At 63.1% G+C, this 19645-nt stretch carries 8 protein-coding genes and 1 pseudogene; 6 read left to right on the forward strand and 3 right to left on the reverse strand.

Annotated elements, in window-relative coordinates:
* Window positions 1-4: 4 nt before the first annotated feature.
* Window positions 5-574, reverse strand: a complete 570-nt coding sequence (locus ACMGF9_RS11475; RefSeq protein ID WP_004937978.1) for a DJ-1/PfpI family protein — start codon at window positions 572-574, stop codon at window positions 5-7.
* Window positions 575-709: 135 nt separating this feature from the next.
* Here ACMGF9_RS11475 and ACMGF9_RS11480 point away from each other — a divergent pair, with 135 nt between their 5' ends.
* A complete protein-coding gene (locus tag ACMGF9_RS11480) occupies window positions 710-2248 on the forward strand; it encodes a long-chain-fatty-acid--CoA ligase (RefSeq protein WP_004937975.1) in 1539 nt (512 codons plus the stop codon).
* Window positions 2249-2287: 39 nt separating this feature from the next.
* Here the strand turns inward: ACMGF9_RS11480 and ACMGF9_RS11485 are convergent, their stop codons facing one another.
* Window positions 2288-3562, reverse strand: coding sequence for a Glu/Leu/Phe/Val family dehydrogenase (locus ACMGF9_RS11485; RefSeq protein ID WP_004937972.1), 1275 nt, complete (start codon window positions 3560-3562; stop codon window positions 2288-2290).
* Window positions 3563-4181: 619 nt separating this feature from the next.
* Here ACMGF9_RS11485 and ACMGF9_RS11490 point away from each other — a divergent pair.
* Together ACMGF9_RS11490 and ACMGF9_RS11495 are read left to right on the forward strand one after the other, a co-directional pair.
* Window positions 4182-5639, forward strand: a complete 1458-nt coding sequence (locus ACMGF9_RS11490) for an amino acid permease (RefSeq protein ID WP_322192728.1) — start codon at window positions 4182-4184, stop codon at window positions 5637-5639.
* A 110-nt stretch (window positions 5640-5749) separates the two neighbouring features.
* Window positions 5750-6370 carry a transcriptional regulator gene (locus ACMGF9_RS11495; RefSeq protein ID WP_004937967.1) on the forward strand — a complete coding sequence of 207 codons (621 nt, stop codon included), beginning with the start codon at window positions 5750-5752 and terminating at the stop codon, window positions 6368-6370.
* A 740-nt stretch (window positions 6371-7110) separates the two neighbouring features.
* Here ACMGF9_RS11495 and ACMGF9_RS11500 read toward each other — a convergent pair.
* Window positions 7111-9300, reverse strand: a complete 2190-nt coding sequence (locus tag ACMGF9_RS11500; protein WP_351005121.1) for a TonB-dependent siderophore receptor — start codon at window positions 9298-9300, stop codon at window positions 7111-7113.
* A 200-nt stretch (window positions 9301-9500) separates the two neighbouring features.
* Between ACMGF9_RS11500 and fes the strand changes: the two are divergent.
* The 3 genes and pseudogenes from fes (at window position 9501) to ACMGF9_RS11515 (ending at window position 19622) form a co-directional block, all read left to right on the forward strand.
* Window positions 9501-10807 (forward strand): annotated as a pseudogene (gene fes / locus ACMGF9_RS11505) (enterochelin esterase).
* A 29-nt stretch (window positions 10808-10836) separates the two neighbouring features.
* Window positions 10837-11061: an MbtH family protein gene (locus ACMGF9_RS11510; protein WP_004937955.1), complete on the forward strand. Its 225-nt coding sequence runs from the start codon at window positions 10837-10839 to the stop codon at window positions 11059-11061.
* A gap of 50 nt (window positions 11062-11111) precedes the next feature.
* Window positions 11112-19622, forward strand: a complete 8511-nt coding sequence (locus ACMGF9_RS11515; protein WP_414160244.1) for an amino acid adenylation domain-containing protein — start codon at window positions 11112-11114, stop codon at window positions 19620-19622.
* The last annotated feature ends 23 nt before the right edge of the window (window positions 19623-19645 follow it).

Here is a 19645-nt window from a genome sequence, read left to right on the forward strand (position 1 = left end):
CGCATTACTGCTCCAATACCTCAGCGAACTTCGCCAGCCACTGCGGATGCGCCGGCCAGGCCGGGGCGGTGACCAGATTGCCGTCGACGTGCGCCTGATCGATGCCGATCTCCGCATAATGACCGCCGCCGAGCCGCACCTCCGGTGCGCAGGCCGGGTAGGCGCTGCAGGTGCGGCCTTTCAACACTCCGGCCGCCGCCAGCAGCTGCGGACCGTGGCAAACGGCGGCGATCGGTTTTTTCGCGGCGTCAAACGCCTGTACCAGCGCGATCACGTCGGGGTTCAGACGCAGGTATTCCGGCGCCCGACCGCCGGGGATCAAGAGCGCATCGTAGTGCTCTTCTTTGGCGGCGGCGAAGTCGGCGTTCAGGGTGAAACGGTGGCCGGGTTTCTCGCTGTAGGTCTGCGCGCCGTCAAAATCGTGGATCGCGGTCTGGATATAGTCGCCGACGGCTTTGCCGGGGCACACGGCGTCCACCCAATGGCCGATCATCTGCAATGCCTGGAACGGCACCATGGTTTCGTAATCTTCGGCGTAGTCGCCGACCAGCATCAGGATCTTTTTCTTGCTCATGATCACAACTCCTGCAGGAGGGGGAATGCCTAAGGTATAGCCCAGCCCCCCTTGGAATGCGAACCGCAAAGTGCCTATCTATACTCGTGATACTGCGGCGCTTTTCTCGTCGCTCAACCCCAGGGAGAATCCCCGATGCTGAATTTGGCAACCTTGCTTGAAGAGAGTGCGCGTACCTGGCCGGAGCGGCCGGCGGTGATACAGGACGATATCCCGCTCAGCTATCGGGCGCTGAATGAAATGGCCAACCGGGTGGCGAATTTGCTGGTCGCGCGCGGCGTGCAGCCCGGTGAACGGGTGGCGCTGGCCTGCACAAACCGGCCGGAGTTTCCGGCTATCTACTACGGCATCCTCAAAAGCGGCGCCGTGGTGGTGCCGCTGAATATTTTGCTTAAAAGCGCCGAATTCGACTATTACCTGGCGGATTCGGCGGCGGTGGCGCTGTTCTGTTTCGAAGGCAGCAGCACTCTGCCGTTGGGGGAAGAGGCGCTGCGGGCGGCGGCGAAGGCGGAACAATGCCGCGAGGTGTTTATTATCGGCGATCGGCTGCCGCTCGAGGGGGAGCGTTTCAGCCAGGCGATAGCCGCACAGTCCACTGAGTTCGCGTCTGCCGCGACGCTCGAAAGCGACACGGCGGTGGTGCTCTATACCAGCGGCACCACCGGCCGGGCCAAGGGTGCGGAGTTGACCCACGCCAATCTGGTGCTCAACGCATTGGGATCGGTGCGGCTGTTCGACGGCTCAGAGGCGAATCCCGATCGTCACCTGGTAACCTTGCCGCTGTTCCACACGTTTGGTTCGACGGTGCAGATGAACGCCGGATTTGCCGCCGCCGCCACCCTGGTGCTGGTCGAGCGCTTCGACGCCGCACAGGCCATCGCGCTGATGCAACGGCACGGCATCACCTTTTTCGCCGGGGTGCCGACCATGTATTGGGCGCTGTTGAATGCGCTGGATGAGCACACGGATATCGAACGCTTGCGCAGCACGCTGCGTATGGCGGTGTCCGGCGGCGCCAGCCTGCCGGTGCAGATCCTGGAGGATTTCTCGCGCCGCTTCGGCGTCAACATTCTCGAAGGGTATGGGCTGTCGGAAACCAGTCCGGTCGCCACCTTTAACCATCCGCACCGCGTGACCAAACCCGGCTCCATCGGCCAACCGATCTGGGGCGTGGAGGTTCGCTTGCTCGACGTCACCGGGCAGCCGATCGACGGTGTCGATCAGGTGGGGGAGATCGCGGTGCGCGGTTACAACATCATGAAAGGCTATCTGAATCGCCCCGAAGCGACGGCGGAGGTGCTGGAAAACGGCTGGTTTCGCACCGGCGATCTGGCGCGCCGCGACGCCGACGGCTTCTATTTTATCGTCGATCGTGCCAAGGACATGATCATTCGCGGCGGGTTCAACGTCTATCCGCGCGAGATTGAAGAGGCGCTGATTCGCCATCCGGCGGTGTCGTTGGTGGCGGTGATCGGTGTCGAGCATCCTTCGCTGGGCGAAGAGATCAAAGCGGTGGTGGTATTGAAGGAAACGGAAGAACCGATCGAGGAAGAAGCGCTGATCGCCTGGAGCCGGGAGCGGCTGGCGGCGTTCAAGTATCCGCGTATCGTCGAGTTTGTCGAACGCTTGCCGATGACCAGTACCGGTAAGGTGTTGAAACGCTGTTTGCGCTGAGGAAAATCCGGCCTGCCGGGGCAGGCCGGAATACGGGTATCAACCTGGGTAGATGCCGCGCTCTTTACGTGCGGTCAGGATGCGCTCACAGGCCACGATGTAAGCGGCGGTGCGCAGGCTGCACTCTTTCTCGGCGGCCTTGTTCCAGACGTGGACCATCGCGTCGGTCATGATCTTGTCCATACGCTCGTTGATCTCGGACTCGCTCCAGAAGTAGCTCGCCATGTCCTGCACCCACTCGAAGTAACTGACCGTTACGCCGCCGGCGTTACAGATAACGTCCGGAACCACGGTGATGTTGCGGGAACGCAGAATGTCGTCCGCTTCTGGGAAGGTTGGGCCGTTAGCCCCTTCCAGCACCAGTTTGGCGCTGAGGATTTCGGCGCGCTGGCGGGTAATCTGGCCTTCCAGCGCCGCAGGGATCAGGATGTCCATGTCAACCGACCAGAACGCTTCGCTCTCGATCTCGCTGGCGCCAGGGAAGCCGGCGATCTGCTTGTGCTTGGCCTGGTATTCGGTCAGCGCGGCCAGGTCGATGCCGTCGGCGTTGAACAGGGTAGCGGAGTGGTCCTGGATGGTGACGACGCGCGCGCCGACGCCGACGAACAGACGGGCCGCTTCGCTGCCCACGTTACCGAAGCCTTGTACCGCCACTTTGGCGCCTTCGATCTGCACGCCCAGACGCTTAGCCACTTCGCTGCCGGTGACGAACACGCCGCGGCCGGTCGCTTTCTCACGGCCCAGGGAGCCGCCGAGGTGGATGGGTTTGCCGGTGACCACGCCGGTGATGGTGGTGCCGTGGTTCATGGAGTAGGTGTCCATCATCCAGGCCATCACTTTGGCGTTGGTGCCGACGTCCGGCGCAGGAATGTCTTTCTGTGGCCCGATGATGAAGCCGATTTCACTGGTGTAGCGGCGGGTCAGTCGCTCCAGTTCACCTTCAGACAGTTTGAACGGGTCGACGCGGATGCCGCCCTTGGCGCCGCCGTACGGCAGGTTGACCGCGGCACACTTGATGGTCATCCAGGCGGACAGGGCCATCACTTCGTTCAGATCGACGTCAGGGTGGAAGCGGATGCCGCCTTTGCCCGGCCCGCGCGACAGGTTGTGCTGTACGCGGAAACCTTCGAAGTGACGGATGGTGCCATCGTCCATCTGCAGCGGGATATCGACAATCAAAGCGCGCTTAGGGTGACGCAGCGTATCAACCCAGCGTGACAGGTCACCGAGGTAAGGGGCGACGCGATCGATTTGTTGCAGATATGTAGCCCAAGCGGTGGTGCTGCTGTCTGAAGCGTAGGATAGCTTTTCCATAACCAACCTTTATATATTAGAGGTATTTATTTCGTTTAACCGTGGATTAGCAAGCGCATAACACTTTGCGACGCTAAATTTACCACTAATTATGCCGGTTGTTAGCCCCCCTCTCATCGGGCCAGCGGACGGTTTTTCGCCGCCTGCAGAGCGGTAAATGAATAGTTAATTACTTTTTGTCAGCGGTGAGCGATCACATGCATAATTTATGCATATAAAGCGCATAAAAACCCTTTTTATCTATTTTTCAGAAGCTTGAATGTGATCAAAAAGTTTCATTTTATTTAACTGCCATGTTGACAATGGCATTTCCCCTCGCCAGAGTTAAATTAATGTTAAAACGGCTCCGGCGTCGTTTTTTTGTTGCACAAGGGAAAGTATAACCATTTGATATTGTAGTGTTTACCCACCACGCTCAGGCTTTGTACGCCAAACGTGGGCGATACGACGGCTCACGAGAGCATTTTCTTGGTACCCATTATTATTACCTCCCTGTCACAACGGGGCGGGCAGCGTTTGGTCTCAATTTTTTTGCCGGTTAGAGCGCCCGCGGGCGTTTCATTCCTGCTGCAACCGCGCATCGGTTGCTTAATCGCCTTAACGACGGACAGGTAACACCATGACAAAAAACCACTGCGATCGGCTGAACCCAGGTTCAGCCGAGGGGCCTCACTGTGCCCAAACCTTGCAGCGCGGGCTGAGTGCGCGCCACATTCAACTGATTTCGATCGGCGGCGCCATCGGCACCGGGCTGTTTATGGGCGCCGGGAAAACCCTCGCGCTATCGGGCACCTCCATCGTACTGACTTACGCCATCGTCGGTTTTTTCATGTTCATGGTGATGAGAGCGATGGGGGAGCTGCTGCTCACGCGGCTCGATTACCGCTCGTTCGCCGATTTTGTCTCCGAATACCTGGGGCCGCGCGCCAGCTTTTTTCTCGGCTGGTCCTACTGGCTGAGCTGGGTCGTAACCTGCATTGCCGACGTGGTGGTGTGCGGCGGCTACGTGCAATATTGGCTGCCAGACGTCTCGCCCTGGTTGCCGGCGCTGCTGACGCTGGGGTTTCTGTGTCTGTTCAACACGCTGTCGGTCAAGATGTTCGGCGAGGCCGAATTCTGGTTCGCGATGATCAAGGTGGTGGCGATCGTCGCGTTGATCGCTACCGGCGCCTGGATGGTGTTCAGCGGCTGGACTTCGCCGGACGGCGTGACCGCTTCGCTGCATAACGTCACCGATCCCGCCATTTTCATGCCGCACGGCATCTTCGGCTTTTTCGCCGGTTTCCAGATCGCCATTTTCTCCTGTACCGGCATCGAGCTGCTGGGCACGATGTCGGCGGAGACCAAAAACCCCGAGAAGGTGCTGCCGAAGGCGATCAACGCGATCCCGGCCCGCATCATCGTCTTCTACGTGTGCTCGATGCTGACCATTATCGCCGTCACCTCATGGAGCCACATCTCGCCGGACAGCAGCCCGTTCGTGATGCTGTTCGATCGGGCGGGGCTGCCGGCCGCCGCCGCGGTGATCAACTTCGTGGTGCTGACTTCGGCGATGTCCTCGGCCAACAGCGGGGTGTATTCCAGCACCCGCATGCTGTACAGCCTGTCGATGGAAAAGCATGCCCACGGTCAGTTCCGCATTCTGTCGCGCACCACGGCCATTCCGATCCGCAGCCTGCTGTTTTCCTGCTTCTGCATGGTGGCCGGCACCTTGCTGCTGGTACTGGTGCCGAACGTCATGACGCTGTTCACCATTGTCTCTACCGTGGCGGCGATCCTGGTGGTTTACAGCTGGGGCATGATTTTGGTCGCCTACCTGGTGTATCGCCAGAAGCGGCCGGATCTGCACGCCGCTTCCCACTTCAAAATGCCGGGCGGGGTAGCGATGGCCTGGCTGACGCTGGCATTTTTCGCCTTTACGCTGGTGCTGATGGTGTTCGATAGCGATACGCTGATCGCGTTGTGCAGCATGCCGCTGTGGTTTACCACGCTCGGCCTGATCTGGCGCTATCGGGTCCGCGACAGCGTGGCGCGCGAGAGCTACGTGTTTTATCGGCGCGGCGCCGAGGCGGAATAACCGGCGAAGGATACGCCGCTTGCCGCCGCTCCGCTCGGCAAGCGGCGGCAACTGCGGTATGCTAAGCGGCTGAACCGCAAACCAAACCGGGCTATACGGAGACCCCCAGCGTGCCGAACTCTTCTTCTCAACTCGACCTTTTGCGATCGGTCGCCGACGGCATCGCCGCGCTGTTTTTCCCGAATGCGGAAGTGGTGATCCACGATCTGGCCACCAACAAGATTGCCTATCTGGCGAACAACCTGTCGAAGCGCAAACCGGGCGATGACGCCGGCCTGGAAGACTTCGAGCTCGATGGCGGCACCGGCGTGACCGGCCCCTATGAAAAGCTGAACTGGGACGGCAAAAAGATGCGTTCGGTGAGCATCGCCGCGCGCGACGAGCAGGGCAAGCCCAGCTATCTGCTGTGCATCAACCTGAGCACCGCGATGTTCGAGGACGCCCGCAATGCGCTGGACATGTTTTTATCGGTCACGCGATTGCAGCCGCAGCCGCAACAGCTGTTCAAAGACGACTGGCAGGAGAAGATCAACACCTTCCTGCATGACTGGCTGCGGCGCGAGAACGCTGCGCTCGGCGCGCTGAGCCGCGAGCAGAAACGGCGGCTGGTCAGCGATCTCTATCATCAGGGGGCGTTCAAGGCCAAAAGCGCGGCGGATTACATCGCCAACGTGCTGTCGATGGGGCGCGCCACGGTGTACAAACACTTGCGGGAATTGAAGCAGGAGTAAAGGCGGCGAGAAAGGCGGAAGAAAGGGGCGGCGCTGGCCGTAAACCTGACTGGCATTTTTTATCCGGTATCTGTCAGCGCCGTGCAGGAAAAATTGCCGTAAATACCCCGAATTTCTCTGTTACCACAATGAACGGCAATTGTAGGGGCCGAAGGCGCGGCCCCTACACCCGCGCCTTCGCTTAACACCGTCTGTCCGCTATGCGGATACCCTCGCCGCGTCTGCATTGTCGGGCGGGTCGGCTGCGACAAACGTCCCTGTTAGTCTCGCCTCAACCGGCCTTCCCTGGCCGGTTGCCCCTGACAACGCCGTCTTGCTCGGCAGCCGGTGATGCGCGCCCAAGGTCAACACCTGAGCTGGCGGCTACCGGGAAATCTGTCGCTTATGAGGTTGTGGTAGAGACGTTGGAGATGAGCGCGGTGTTGGGCGCCCTTGAAGACGCCGAACGCAGGCATAGCGCATTAGGCGAAACCGCCATGGACGGCGGTTTCAGGTGAGACAGGCAGGGACGCCTGTCGCAACCGGCCTCAATGCGCTATGGCGGAGGGAGGGCAGTTGGCAAAGCCAACCGTCTGATAGGGCAAAGGCGCGGGTTGCAAGGGACCGCGCCTACGGTCCCTTGCTCGGTCGAGGCGCATGAGTTTCATGGTGCATCTCACATTTATCGACCGAAATACGTCACCAATACCTTCAGAAAAACGCTAACTGACACGCATTACGGCGCTGGCCGCCCATTTTCGTTACCAGCGGTAGTTGACCGAAGCGATAATGCTGCGGCCGCTGCCGTAGAAGCAGGCATACTCACCGCTGCACGACGAAACGTATTTCTTGTCCGTCAGGTTCTGCACGTTGAGCTGCAGCGCCGCGCCGCGCAGCGCCGACGAAGCCTGACCGAGGTCATACTTCACCATGGCGTCGTACAGCGTGTAGTGCGGCACGTCGTACTGGCCGGTGGCGTCGGCCGGCGCATCGCCGATATAACGCACGCCGCTGCCGACGGTCAGGCCGTTGAGCGCGCCGCTCAGGAAGCTGTAGCTGCCCCAGGCGGACGCCGCGTGGCGCGGGATGCCCGCCGGGCTGTGGCCGATTTCGTCCGCCGAGTTGGAGTCTTTGGTCACTACGTCGGTGTAGGTATAGGCGGCGGTCAGCTTGATCGCCGGCGTCGGCTGAGCGTGCACTTCCGCCTCAATCCCCTTGGATTTCACCTCGCCAATCTGCTCATAGGCGGAGGTGAGACGGTTATAGGACGCCACGTTGCGCTGGGTAATGTCGAACCAGGAGAGGGTCAGCAGGGTATTGCCGCCCGGGATCTGGTACTTCACGCCCACCTCGGTCTGTTTGCCGGTGGTCGGCTTGAGCGGATCGGCGCCCGGCGCGCTCGGATACAGGTTAGGATCGAACGAGGTGCTGTAGCTGACATACGGCGAAATGCCGTTGTCGAAGGCGTAGAGCAGGCCCGCGCGGCCGGTGAACTGGGCATCGTTGTAGGTCTGCTCTTTGCCGCCGGCGGTGCGATCGCGGGTGTTGACCTGCGACCAGTCCTGGCGGCCGGACAGCAGCAGGTTCCAGTTATTCCACTCCAGCTGATCCTGCAGATACACCCCGACCTGATTCAGCGTCTTCAATTCGCTGGAAACCAGCGTCAGCGCGCTGCCATCAATGCTGGGGCGAACCGGATTGGCCCAGTCGATCGGGTAATCGTTGCCGCGATCGCGATACATCTTCGAATCGCTATGGCTGTAGCGGTAATCCAGCCCGCCCAGCACGGTGTGCTTCACCTCGCCGGTATCGAACAGGCCCTTCAGCTGGTTATCCACGCCAAACTCGTTGGTCATCTGCGTTTCATGCTGCGCCCTGCGCGTCACGGTGTGGTCGTTAACGTCAGAATTTACGTTATAGACCAGATATTTATAGTCTTCATCGCGGTGAGTGAAGCGCAGGTTCTGGGTAAACGACAGCGCATCGCTGAAGTTGTGCTCGAGGCTGTAACCGATCGACGCCTGCTCGCGCCGCGATTTGTTGAAGCTGGGCTCGCTGACGTTGAAGTCATAGGGCACGTAGCCCGCGCTGGTCGGGAACAGCGTGCCGGCGCGCGGCAGGAAGTTGCGCGACCCGGCTTTCGGATCGTTCTGGTAGCTGGTCAGCAGCGTAAAGCTGGTGTCTTCGTTCGGCAGCCAGGTGAAGGCCGGCGCGATGGCCACCCGTTGCTGCTTGCTGTCTTTGACGAACTCATGTTCGGTTCTGGCGATACCGTTCAGGCGATAGAACAGGGTGTTGTCGTCGTTGAGTTTGCCGCCGAAATCGAACGCCGTTTCCGCCAGATGGCGGTTGCCGGTGCTGAATTTGACTTCGTGAATGCTCTGGGCGGTAGGGCGTTTACTGGTCATCACCACCACGCCGCCGGGGCTGACCTGGCCGTACAGCACGCCGGCCGGGCCGTGCACCATCTCCACGCGCTCCAGCAGCCAGGGGTCGATCTGCCCGGCGCCGCCATTTTGGCTCGAGAGGCCAAAGTGCAGGCCGTCGAGCAGTTTGGGCGCATAGCGGAAGCCGCGGCTGATCACTTCGTCATTGCGGTTGGAGTTGCCGCGGTAGGTGGTGATCACCCCGCTGGTGTAGTTCAGCGCGTCGGCGACCGACGCCGGCTCCTGGTCGTTCATTTGCTCGCGCGTGACCACCGAGATGGACTGCGGCGTCTTGCGCAGAGAGGCGGCGGTCTTGGTGCCGGCGGCGCTCTCTTTGGCGACGATCCCTTTGACCGGCGCGGTCACGCTGTTTTGCGCGTCGGCGGTCACCAAAATCGTTTCGTCCGCTGCCGCAGAAGCGTGTTGCGCCAAGGGCAATAACGCCAGCGCCGATCCCAGCAACAGACACCTGGCGGACATCGCCTCCGCATTCCCGTTAGCTATCCCTTTGTTTTTAATCTTCATTATCTCTCCTGCATACCTGCGTTGTGTGTTATGCCACCCTGATAAACCCCGAAATATCGGCGAGCGGTATTCACCCGTCGACGCGGAGACGCCGTATGTGCACGACGGTAAAAATCCGACAAATAGTATTGAAAATGATAATGAGTATCAATACGATTGTCAGGTTTTGTAAAAATCACTCATGTTATGTAAGGGGCGCTATGGAGTTTTTGCCGGAAAAGAGGCCAGGAAACGACCTTGAGGGATTGGCGGCGCAATGGCTGCGTGAAGAGGCGGCAGGGCAATCCGCGTGGTGGCAAAAGGTTGCCGCGCAGGGCACGCCCATCGTCGACGCGCTCGACGAACGCCACGTCAAAATGACCTGGCTATGGCGCGACCCCGCCGGCGATGAACGGCACTCGCCGATATGCCGCGTTTACGCCGATATCAACGGCATTACCGATCACCACAGCACGTCCCCCAGCAGCCTGACCAGGCTCCCCGGCACCGACGTTTGGTACGGCTCGGCCGTTATCGATCGCCGCTGGCGCGGCAGCTACAGCCTGATCCCCATTACCGAGCGAGATCTCCCCCCGTCTTCAGCGATGACGAAACGTTACGCGACCGCCAGCAGCGTGCCTGGTGGGTATCGCTGTTCCCGTTGGCGATCGCCGATCCGCTGAACCGGCTCTCGCTGGGGCCGTCTCATCGCCCGCGGCCCGTATCCCTGGCGCAAGGACCGGATGCCGACGATCAAAGCGCCTGGCAGGCTGCCGATCGGCCGCTGGATGAGGCGCGGCTACAGCGATTTCAGTGGCACAGCGAACGGCTGGGTAACCAGCGGCGCGTTTGGCTGTATGCCAGCGGCGACGCGGCGGTGAAAGCGAACCGCCCGCTGGTGCTGCTGCTCGACGGCCAAAACTGGATCGAAAGGCATGCGCTGCTGCCGGTGATCGAGAACGAAACCGCAAAAGGGCAGTTGCCTCCCGCGTGCTGGTTGCTGATCGATGCGATCGATGGTGAATACCGGGAAAACGAGCTGCCCTGCAACGCCGTCTTCTGGCAGGCGGTGATCGACGAACTGCTGCCGCAGGCGCAGCGCCGCGAAGCGTTCAGCGAGACTGGGGCGCGCACCGTGGTCGCCGGCCAGAGCTACGGCGGGCTGGCGGCGTTATACGCCGGTTTGCACTGGCCAGAGCGCTTCGGCCACGTGCTGAGCCAGTCCGGCTCTTTCTGGTGGCCTACGGTGCAATTTGTGACCCAGTTCGAAAAACGCCACGAACTGGAGGAAGGCTGGCTGATACGCCAGGTTCGGCAGCGCAACGCGGCGGCACCCAAGCTCACCGTGATCCAACAGGCCGGCGATCGGGAGGCGGACATCGAATTCGTCAATCGCCAGATGCACCAGGCGCTGACGGCGGCCGGGCACCGCGCCGACTACCGCGTGTATTCCGGCGGACATGACGCGCTCTGCTGGCGCGGCGGCCTGGTGGACGGCGTGCGCCGGCTGCTTTCCGCAATGAAGTAATCCCACATTTTGACAGACAGGTAATGCAAATGACTCAGGAACAACAAAACCCGTTCGATGACGAAAGCCTCCGTTTCTCCGTGCTGGTCAACGCGCAGCAGCAGTATTCGCTGTGGCCGCAGTTTGCCGATACGCCGCAGGGGTGGCGCGTGCTGATGGGGCCGGCGTCGCGCGGCGAGTGCATCGACTACATCGAAACGCACTGGCAGGACATGCGGCCGGCGGCGCTGAAAGCGGCGGATGCGGCGCGTTAAGCGCCTGGCAGTCAATCGATATATTCCGTTTGAGGGAAAGGACAGACACCATGTCAGAAACGCTTTCTTTACCGGATACTCAGGTCGAGTATCGGGATTATCCGCTGGTTGCTGCGCAACCGGGGATCTGGATCGCCGACCAAATCGCGCTGCGCCGCAACAGCTTCGCCGTGGCGCACTACACCGAACTGCACGGCGCTATCGATCGTTCGGCGCTGGAGCGCGCGATCCGTCAGGGGCTGGCCGAAGCGGATACGGTTCAGGCGCGATTCTTTGAGGCGCAGGACGGCCAGCCGGTGCAGCGTTTACCGCTGATAGCCGATCCCGCACGCGTGCAGGCGCCGGAGTGGTTCGATTTCAGCGCGCGGCCGGACGCCGAGCAGGCGGCGCTGGCGCTGATGAACGACGATCTGGCGCAGGATCTGCCGGCGGACGGCGAACGGCCGCTCTATCGCCATGCGGTGATCCGCGTCAGCGCCGATCGCTGGTTCTGGTACCAGCGCTTTCATCATCTGACCCTGGACGGCTTCAGCTTCGAGGCCATCACCCGTCGGATCGCCGATATCTATCGCGCGCTGCGTCACGGGCTGTCGCCGGCGGCATCGCCGTTTACCCCGTTCGGCAAGGTGGTGGAAGAGTTTCAGCAATGGCAAACGTCGCCGGCGCGCCGGCGGGCGGCCGAGTTCTGGCAACAGCATCTGCGCGATTTGCCGTCGCCGCTGTCGCTATCGACGGAGAGTCGGGAGGTTGAACCGGGTGCCCGGCCGCTCAAACAGGCGCTGGTGCTGCCGGAATCGCTGTTTGACGAAGCGCTGCGCGATGGCGCGCTGCAGTCGCTGCAACCGGCCGATATCGTCACAGCGGCGCTGGCGATGTATCTGGCGCGCATGAGCGGCGAAACCCGTTTTTCACTCGGTTTTCCTTTCATGCGCCGTATGGGCTCCCAGGCGCTGGCGGCGGTCGGCCCGGTGGTTAACGTGCTGCCGCTGCTGCTGAATGTGACGCCGGAGATGTCGCTGGCGGACGTCTGTCAGGCGACCGTGGCGCAAATCAAACAGGCGCGCCGCCATCAACGCTATGAAGCGGAGCAGATCAAACGCGATCTCGGCCTGGTCGGCGGCCATCAGGAGCTGTACGGCCCGGTGATCAACGTCAAGGTCTACCACAGCGCCTTGTCCTTCGACGGCCAGGCGGCCGTTACCCATACGCTGGCGATGGGGCCGGTCGACGATCTCGAGTTTGAGATCGGCTTTCGCAACGGCGTGCTGACGCTGTCGTTGGTGGCCAACCCGGCCAAATACTCGCCGCGCACCTTGCATCACCACGCGGAGCGCATCGGCCATTGGCTGCAGCAACTGGCGCGGCAGCCGCACCAGCCGAACGGTCAACTGGCGTTGATCGGCGAAGGGGAGTTAAAGCAGCTCGCGGCCTGGGGGCGCGGCGCGCATCTGACGCCGCCGGCGGGCATGGTGTCAATCATGGACGCTTTCCAGCGCCAGGTTGAGCGGCAGCCCGAGGCGCTGGCGGTGGCCTGCGGCGATGTGCGCCTCAGCTACCGTCAGCTCTCCGAACGGGTGATGCAGCTGGGGCGAGTGCTGATCGAAAGCGGCATCGGCGCGGAAGACGTGGTCGCCATCGGCATTCCGCGCTCGGTGGACACGCTGGTCGCGCTGTTCGGCGTGTTGGCCAGCGGCGCGGCCTATATGCCGCTCGATCTGGATTACCCGCGTGAACGCCTGGCGCTGATGTGCGACGACGCGCGGCCGGCGATGTTGCTGACCCACCGCGCTACGCAGGCCAATATGCCGGATCTGCCACAGGTATTGTGCCTGGACGACGCAGCGTGCCTGGCGCGCTGCGCGGCCGCCGAAGCTGCGCCGATAACGGATGCCGAACGGCGTGCGCCGCTGAACGAGGCGCATCTGGCCTATATGATTTACACCTCCGGTTCGACCGGCAAACCCAAAGGCGTGATGTCCACGCACCGCGGGCTGCTGAACCTGTTCCTGTCGCATCAGGCCTCGCTGTTTGGCCCGGCGATCGAAAAATTCCAGGCTCGCCATGGGCGCCGCCTGCGCGCCGGCCATACCGCTTCGTTCTCTTTCGACTCCTCCTGGGAACCGCTGTTCTGCATGATGATGGGCAGCGAACTGGTCATCTTCGATGAGGAGCTGCGCCGCGATCCCTGGGCGCTGCTCGAACAAACCCAACAGACGCCGATCGATCTGCTGGACATCACGCCGTCATTCTTCTCGCAACTGGTGGACTGCGGCCTGCTGAAGGGGCAGTTCCCGCTGCCGGCGTTCGTGATGATCGGCGGCGAGGCGGCAACGCCGACGCTGTGGAACCTGATGCAGCAGCATCCGGAGGTGGAGATCCACAACTATTACGGCCCGTCCGAATACACCGTCGATACCCTCGGCGCGCCGGTCACGGCCGCCGAACAGCCGGTGATTGGCCGTCCCCTCGCCAATACCGAAGTCTGGCTGCTCGACGGCCGCCTGCAGCCGGTGCCGATCGGCGCGGCGGGAGAGCTGTACATTTCCGGCAAAGGCATCGCGCGCGGGTACCTGCGGCGCCCGGATCTGACGGCGGCGCGCTTTGTCGCCAATCCGTTCGCCGAAGGCGAAGTGATGTACCGCAGCGGCGATCTGATGCGCTGGAGCGCTGAGGGCCAGCTGGTGTTCATTGGCCGGACCGATCACCAAATCAAGGTGCGCGGTTTCCGCGTCGAGCTGGGTGAGGTGGAAAGCGCCTTGGCCGCCTTGCCGGACGTGGGGCGGGCGGTAGCGATCGCCGAGCCGATCGGCGCCACCTATCGCCTGATCGGTTACTGCTCGGTGCAGGATGACGCGCGCCGTGCCTCACCCTCGCTGCAAAGCGAGCTGCTGGGGCAGTTGGCGCAACGTCTGCCGGATTATATGGTGCCGGCGATCCTGGTGGTGATGCCGGAGCTGCCGCTTAACGTGAATGGCAAGATTGACCGCCAGGCGCTGCCCAAACCGCAGGAGACGCTGGCGCAAAGCATTCGCGAGCCGGCCACCGAGCAGGAAAGGCTGATTTGCGGCGCCATGGCGCAGCTGCTGGGGATGGATCGCATCGGCGCCGACGACGATTTCTTCGCGCTCGGCGGCGACAGCATCTCGGCGATGGGGCTGGGCACCGCCCTGCGGCGCAAAGGGTATCTGCTGCGGCCGCGCGAGATCTTCGCGCTGCACACCCCCGCGCGCATGGCGCAGGCGATGCAGCCGCTGGCCGTAGACTCTCAGGCCGCGCGCAGCGTGCAGCAAGGCCCGATCGACGGGCTGCCGATCCTGTACTGGTTTGCCGAGACGGGCGATATGCATCGTCGCTTCGCGCACGGCGTTTTTCTGCGCGTGCCTGCCGAGCTGCAACCGGAACAGCTGCGTTATGCATTGGAGCAGTTGCGTGCGGCGCACCCGGCGCTGGGCGCGCGGATCCGCGAGGGGCAGTTGGTGGTTGAAACCGCCGCCGCCGGTGAGCTGATGCAGGTTCATAACGTATCCGGTGAGCTGGAGTTAGCGGCGGAACAGGCGTTTGATGCCGCACTTGACCATCTCGAACCGGCTGCCGGCACCATGATGCAAGGCATCCTGTTGCAGCGCGACGGGCAGAGCCTGGGGCTGGTGCTGGCGATCCATCACCTGGTAGTCGACGGCGTTTCCTGGCGCATCCTGCTCGACGAGCTGCGGCAGGTGGCCGACAGTGCCATGCAGGGGCAGCCGATCACCTTGCCGCCGGAAGAAACCTCGCTCTATGAGTGGTCTGCACGCCTACGAGCCGACGCTGAACGCCGGGAAGCCGAGCTGCCGTTCTGGCGGCGGATGCTGGCGGACGGCGCACCGCGTTTGGGGCGACGCGCGCTGGATCCGCTTAGCGATCGCACTGGCGACGTATCGGAAAAACGCACGTTGCTCGACAGCCGGCTGACCGCCGCGCTGCTCGGCACATTGCCGCAGGGATACCGCGCGCAGGTTGAAGAGATCATGCTGTGCGCGCTGGCTCAGGCCTGCCGCCGCCGTTTCCAGGCCGCTTCGCTGCGTTTCTCTCTGGAGTCGCACGGCCGCGCAGAACTGGACGACGGACTCGATCTGGCCCGCACCGTCGGCTGGCTGACGGCGGAGTATCCGCTGCACATTGAACTGCATGACGCTGAGCACAATGAGGCCGTGCGTGCGGTGAAACGGGCGACGCGAGCGGTGGCCGATCGCGGCGTCGGTTATGGCCAGCTGCGTTATCTGCATCCGCAGCGTGACGAACTGGCGGCGCTGGCGCAGCGCAATGCGCCGGAGATCTTGTTCAACTACCTCGGGCGTTTCAGCCAGGATGAGGGGCACTGGACGCCGCAACGCAGCCAAACCCGCTTCCGCGACGCCTTCGCCGTGGCGCAGGATGCGCAACAGGCGCTGTCGTATGGCCTGGAGGTGAATATCTTTGTCGAAGAGCGGCGCGACGGCGCCTGCCTGGCGATCAACTGGAGCTGGCTGGAGGCGATTTTCAGCGAGAGCGACATTGCGCAGCTGCACATCGGCATCGAGCAAGCGGTGCGTTCACTGTGCGAGTTTGCCGAGCGTCATCCCGAACGCGCGGCGGCAACGTTGGTGGCGGCCGATATCGCCCAGCCGAACGTTGACGATGAGACGGTGCGCGCCTGGGAGCAAGAGTGCGGGCCGTTGGCCGCGGCGCTGCCGCTGTTGCCGTTGCAACATGGCCTGCTGTTCCATGCGCAGACGGCGCAGCAGGGCGGCAGCTATAACTCGCTGACGCGCCTGAGCCTCTGCGGCGAGCTGGACGAACATCAACTCCAGCAGGCGCTGAATGCGGTGATCCGCCGCCATCCGCAGCTGGCCGCCCGGTTCAACCGCGAGGGGGAACCGCTGCAGCTGATACCGCAGGAAAGCCATTGGCCGCTGGACAGCCGTAAGCTGCCGCCGCTGTCCGAAGAGCAAGAAACGCAGGCGCTGCATGACCTGGAACAGGAAGAGCTGCGGCGCGATCTGTTTAACCAGCCGGGCGCGATGCTGCATGCGCTGCGGATCAAACACGGCGATAGCGAACGCTACACGCTGTTCCTTAACGCACACCATCTGATTGTCGACGGCTGGTCGACGCCGGTGGTGCTCAACGATCTGATGCTGGCCCTGCGTGAAGGCGAGCAGGCGTTGCCGCCGCTGCGCTCGAACTACGCCGATATCGTGCGCCGCCTGACCGCGCGGGATGCCGACGCCTCGCGCCGCCTCTGGCGTGAGACGCTGCAGGATGTGCGCCCGACGTTGTTGTTCGGTGAATCGCATAACGATCGCGTGCATGAGTTGGAAATGACGCTGCCGCCGGCCGAGGAAAGGCGCTTGCTGACCCTGTGCCGCGAACGCGGGCTGACGCTCAATACCCTGATGCAGGGCATCTGGGCGCTGCAGCTGGCCAGCTGTTGCGGCCATCAGGACGTGGTGTTCGGCTCGCCGGTTTCCGGCCGCTTTGGCCAGATAGAAGGGATTGAGGAACACGTTGGCCTGTTCAGCAACACGCTGCCGGTGCGGGTTCGTCTGCAGCATGACCGTTCGTTGACGGATCAACTGACCGAACTGCAGCATCGGCAGATTGAACTGCTGGAGCACGACGATTTGGGCTTGGGGGAGATCCAGCATCTGGCCGGGGCGGGCACGCTGTTCGATACGCTGTTGGTGGTGGAAAACTACCCGGACAACGACGCCTTGCTTGGCGGCGCAGGTTCCTTGCGCTGCGATGCCATCCGTAACAAAGGCTATACCCACTATCCGCTGACGCTGCTGGTGCTGCCGGGCGAGCGCCTGCGTCTGCTGATGGAATACCGCGATTCGGTGCCGCAGCCTGAACGCTTCGCCGCGCGGCTGATGGCGCTGCTGCAACAGTGGATAGCGCAGCCGGATCTGCCGCTGCCGCGCTGGCAATTGCAAACGCCGCAGGAGCAGGCGCTGGTCGCGGCAGTCAACCGCACCGGGCAGGCGGTGGCGGACACCACCTTGCATCAGGCGATCGCCGATCAAGCGCGGCGCACGCCGGAACGCATCGCGCTGCAGGATGCCGGGCACAGCCTCAGCTACCGTGACATGCAGCGCCAGGCCGCGCTGCTGGCCGAGCGGCTGACGGCGGCCGGCATTCAGCCGGGGGATATCGTCGCGGTGGCGTTGCCGCGATCCGTGCGCCTCAGCCTGGCGCTGACGGCGATTGTGCAGACCGGCGCCGCCTGGTTGCCGCTGGATACCGGCTATCCGGACGAGCGGCTGGCCTACATGGTGGCAGACGCCAAGCCACGGTTGATCGTTACCGAGAGCGCGTTGGATGCCCGCTTCGCCGCGCTGGCGCCGACGCTGCGGTTCGATGCGCTGGATGACAGCGGGCGTGTGCCTGCGCCGCGCCCACCGGCGGGGAACGGCGATTATCCCGCCTACGTGCTGTATACCTCCGGCTCGACCGGGCGGCCGAAAGGGGTGGTGGTGAACCACCGGGCGATCGTCAACCGTCTGTTCTGGATGCAGCATGAGTATGCGCTTGATGCGCAGGACGTGGTCCTGCAGAAAACGCCGTGCAGCTTCGACGTTTCCGTTTGGGAGTTCTTCTGGCCGCTGATGGTCGGCGCGCGCCTGGTGATGGCGCCGCCGGAGGCGCACCGCGATCCGCAGGCGCTGACGACCTTGATCGACGACTATGGCGTGACCACGCTGCATTTCGTTCCGTCGATGTTGGCTATCTGGGTTGAGGCGTTGAACGAACGGGCGCCGCAGCGCGCCTCCGCCAGCCTGAAACGCGTGTTCTGCAGCGGCGAGGCGCTGTCGTGTGAACTGGCATCCCGCTATCAGGCATTGGTTGCCGCGCCGCTGCATAACCTGTATGGCCCGACGGAGGCGGCGGTCGATGTTACCTATCAACCGGCGTCCGGCGAGGCATTGGCGGCGGTGAGCGGCGCCGGCGTGCCGATCGGCAAACCGGTCTGGAACACCCAACTGAGCATTCTCGACGCCATGCTGCGGCCGGTGCCCGTCGGCTGCGCCGGCGATCTCTACCTGCGCGGCATTCAGCTGGCCGACGGCTATCTGCATCGGCCGGGATTGACGGCGCAGCGGTTTGTCGCCGATCCCGCCGGCAACGGCGCTCGCATGTATCGCACCGGCGATATCGCCCGCTGGCTGGAGGACGGCAGCGTCGAGTATTTGGGCCGCAGCGACGATCAGCTGAAGATCCGCGGCCAGCGCATCGAGCTGGGTGAAATCGAGCAGGCGCTGCTGGCGCAGCCGGGGGTAGCGCAAGCGGCGGTGCACGCCATCGAACTGGGCGAGGGCGCGACGGGACTGGGCGGCGCCGATATGCGGCAGTTGGTCGCCTGGCTGATCGCCCAACCGGGCGTGACGCTGGATACCGCCATACTGCATCAGGCGCTGGAGGCGCGTTTGCCGGCGCATATGATGCCGGTCAGCTATGTCATGACCGACAGCTTCCCGCTCAGCGCCAGCGGCAAGCTGGATCGCAAGGCGTTGCCGCGGCCGCAGCTGAGCCCGCAGAGCGGCCGCGTGCCGCACAGCGACAGCGAGCGTCTGCTGGCGGCGCTGTTCGGGGAACTGCTGGGGCGCGAGACGGTGTATGCCGATGACGACTTCTTCGCGTTGGGCGGCCACTCGCTGCTGGCGATGCGCCTGGCGGCGGAGCTGCGTCGGCGCGTCACCCGGCCGCTGAGCGTCGGGCAAATCATGTTCGCCCGCAGCCTGGAGAAGATGGCGCATCTGCTTGATGACGCGCAGGCCGCCAACTCGGCCGAAAGCCGCGGCGTCGGCGAATGCCTGCAGCTGCGGGCCGGCCAAGGCCCGGCGCTGTTCTGTCTGCACCCGGCTTCCGGTTTCGCCTGGCAGTACTCGGGGTTGAGCCGTTATCTGCCGGGGAGCTACCCTATCATCGGGCTGCAGTCGCCAAGACCGGATGGTGCCATCGCCACCTGCGAAGACATTGAGCAGATGGTCGATCGTCATCTCGCCACTCTGCGCCGCCTGCAGCCGCAGGGGCCTTACTACCTGCTGGGCTATTCGCTCGGCGGCACGCTGGCGCATTCGATGGCCGCACGTCTGCAGCAGCAGGGGGAGGAGGTGGCGTTCCTCGGCATGCTGGATACCTATCCGCCGGAAGGCCAGGACTGGACCGGCCCCACCGAGGAAGAGGCGCAGAAGGAGGTGGCGCAGGAACAGGCCGAGTTTATGGCGGAAGATCATGGCGATCCGGCGCTGATGGCGGAGAAGGCGGCGATGTTTGACAGCATTGTCGCCAACTACCGCGACGCGGTGCGCCTTCTTTCTCAGGCGCGCAGTCAGCGTTTCCACGGCACGGCGACGCTGTTCGTCGCCGACCGGACGCTGCCGCCAGAGATGGATATCAACGCCGTGTGGGCGCCGTATCTGGATGGGTTGATCTGCCATCACCAAGGCTGCGAACACGCAGACATCCTGTCGCCGGCCTCGCTGGAGACGCTCGGGCCGCTATTGCATTCGCTGCTGACGCGGCAATACGGGTTGGTATAACGCAGCCGGGCCGGGGCGTGCGC

This window comes from Serratia sp. BNK-23, assembly GCF_047456145.1.
Lineage (GTDB): Bacteria > Pseudomonadota > Gammaproteobacteria > Enterobacterales > Enterobacteriaceae > Serratia > Serratia nematodiphila.

Bases quoted from the DNA above. Each gene is read 5' to 3' on its own strand.
- ACMGF9_RS11490 (WP_322192728.1), top strand. From the start codon at position 4,182: ATGACAAAAAACCACTGCGATCGGCTGAACCCAGGTTCAGCCGAGGGG.
- ACMGF9_RS11510 (WP_004937955.1), top strand. From the start codon at position 10,837: ATGACTCAGGAACAACAAAACCCGTTCGATGACGAAAGCCTCCGTTTC.
- ACMGF9_RS11500 (WP_351005121.1), bottom strand. From the start codon at position 9,300: ATGAAGATTAAAAACAAAGGGATAGCTAACGGGAATGCGGAGGCGATG.
- ACMGF9_RS11515 (WP_414160244.1), top strand. From the start codon at position 11,112: ATGTCAGAAACGCTTTCTTTACCGGATACTCAGGTCGAGTATCGGGAT.
- ACMGF9_RS11480 (WP_004937975.1), top strand. From the start codon at position 710: ATGCTGAATTTGGCAACCTTGCTTGAAGAGAGTGCGCGTACCTGGCCG.
- ACMGF9_RS11475 (WP_004937978.1), bottom strand. From the start codon at position 574: ATGAGCAAGAAAAAGATCCTGATGCTGGTCGGCGACTACGCCGAAGAT.
- ACMGF9_RS11485 (WP_004937972.1), bottom strand. From the start codon at position 3,562: ATGGAAAAGCTATCCTACGCTTCAGACAGCAGCACCACCGCTTGGGCT.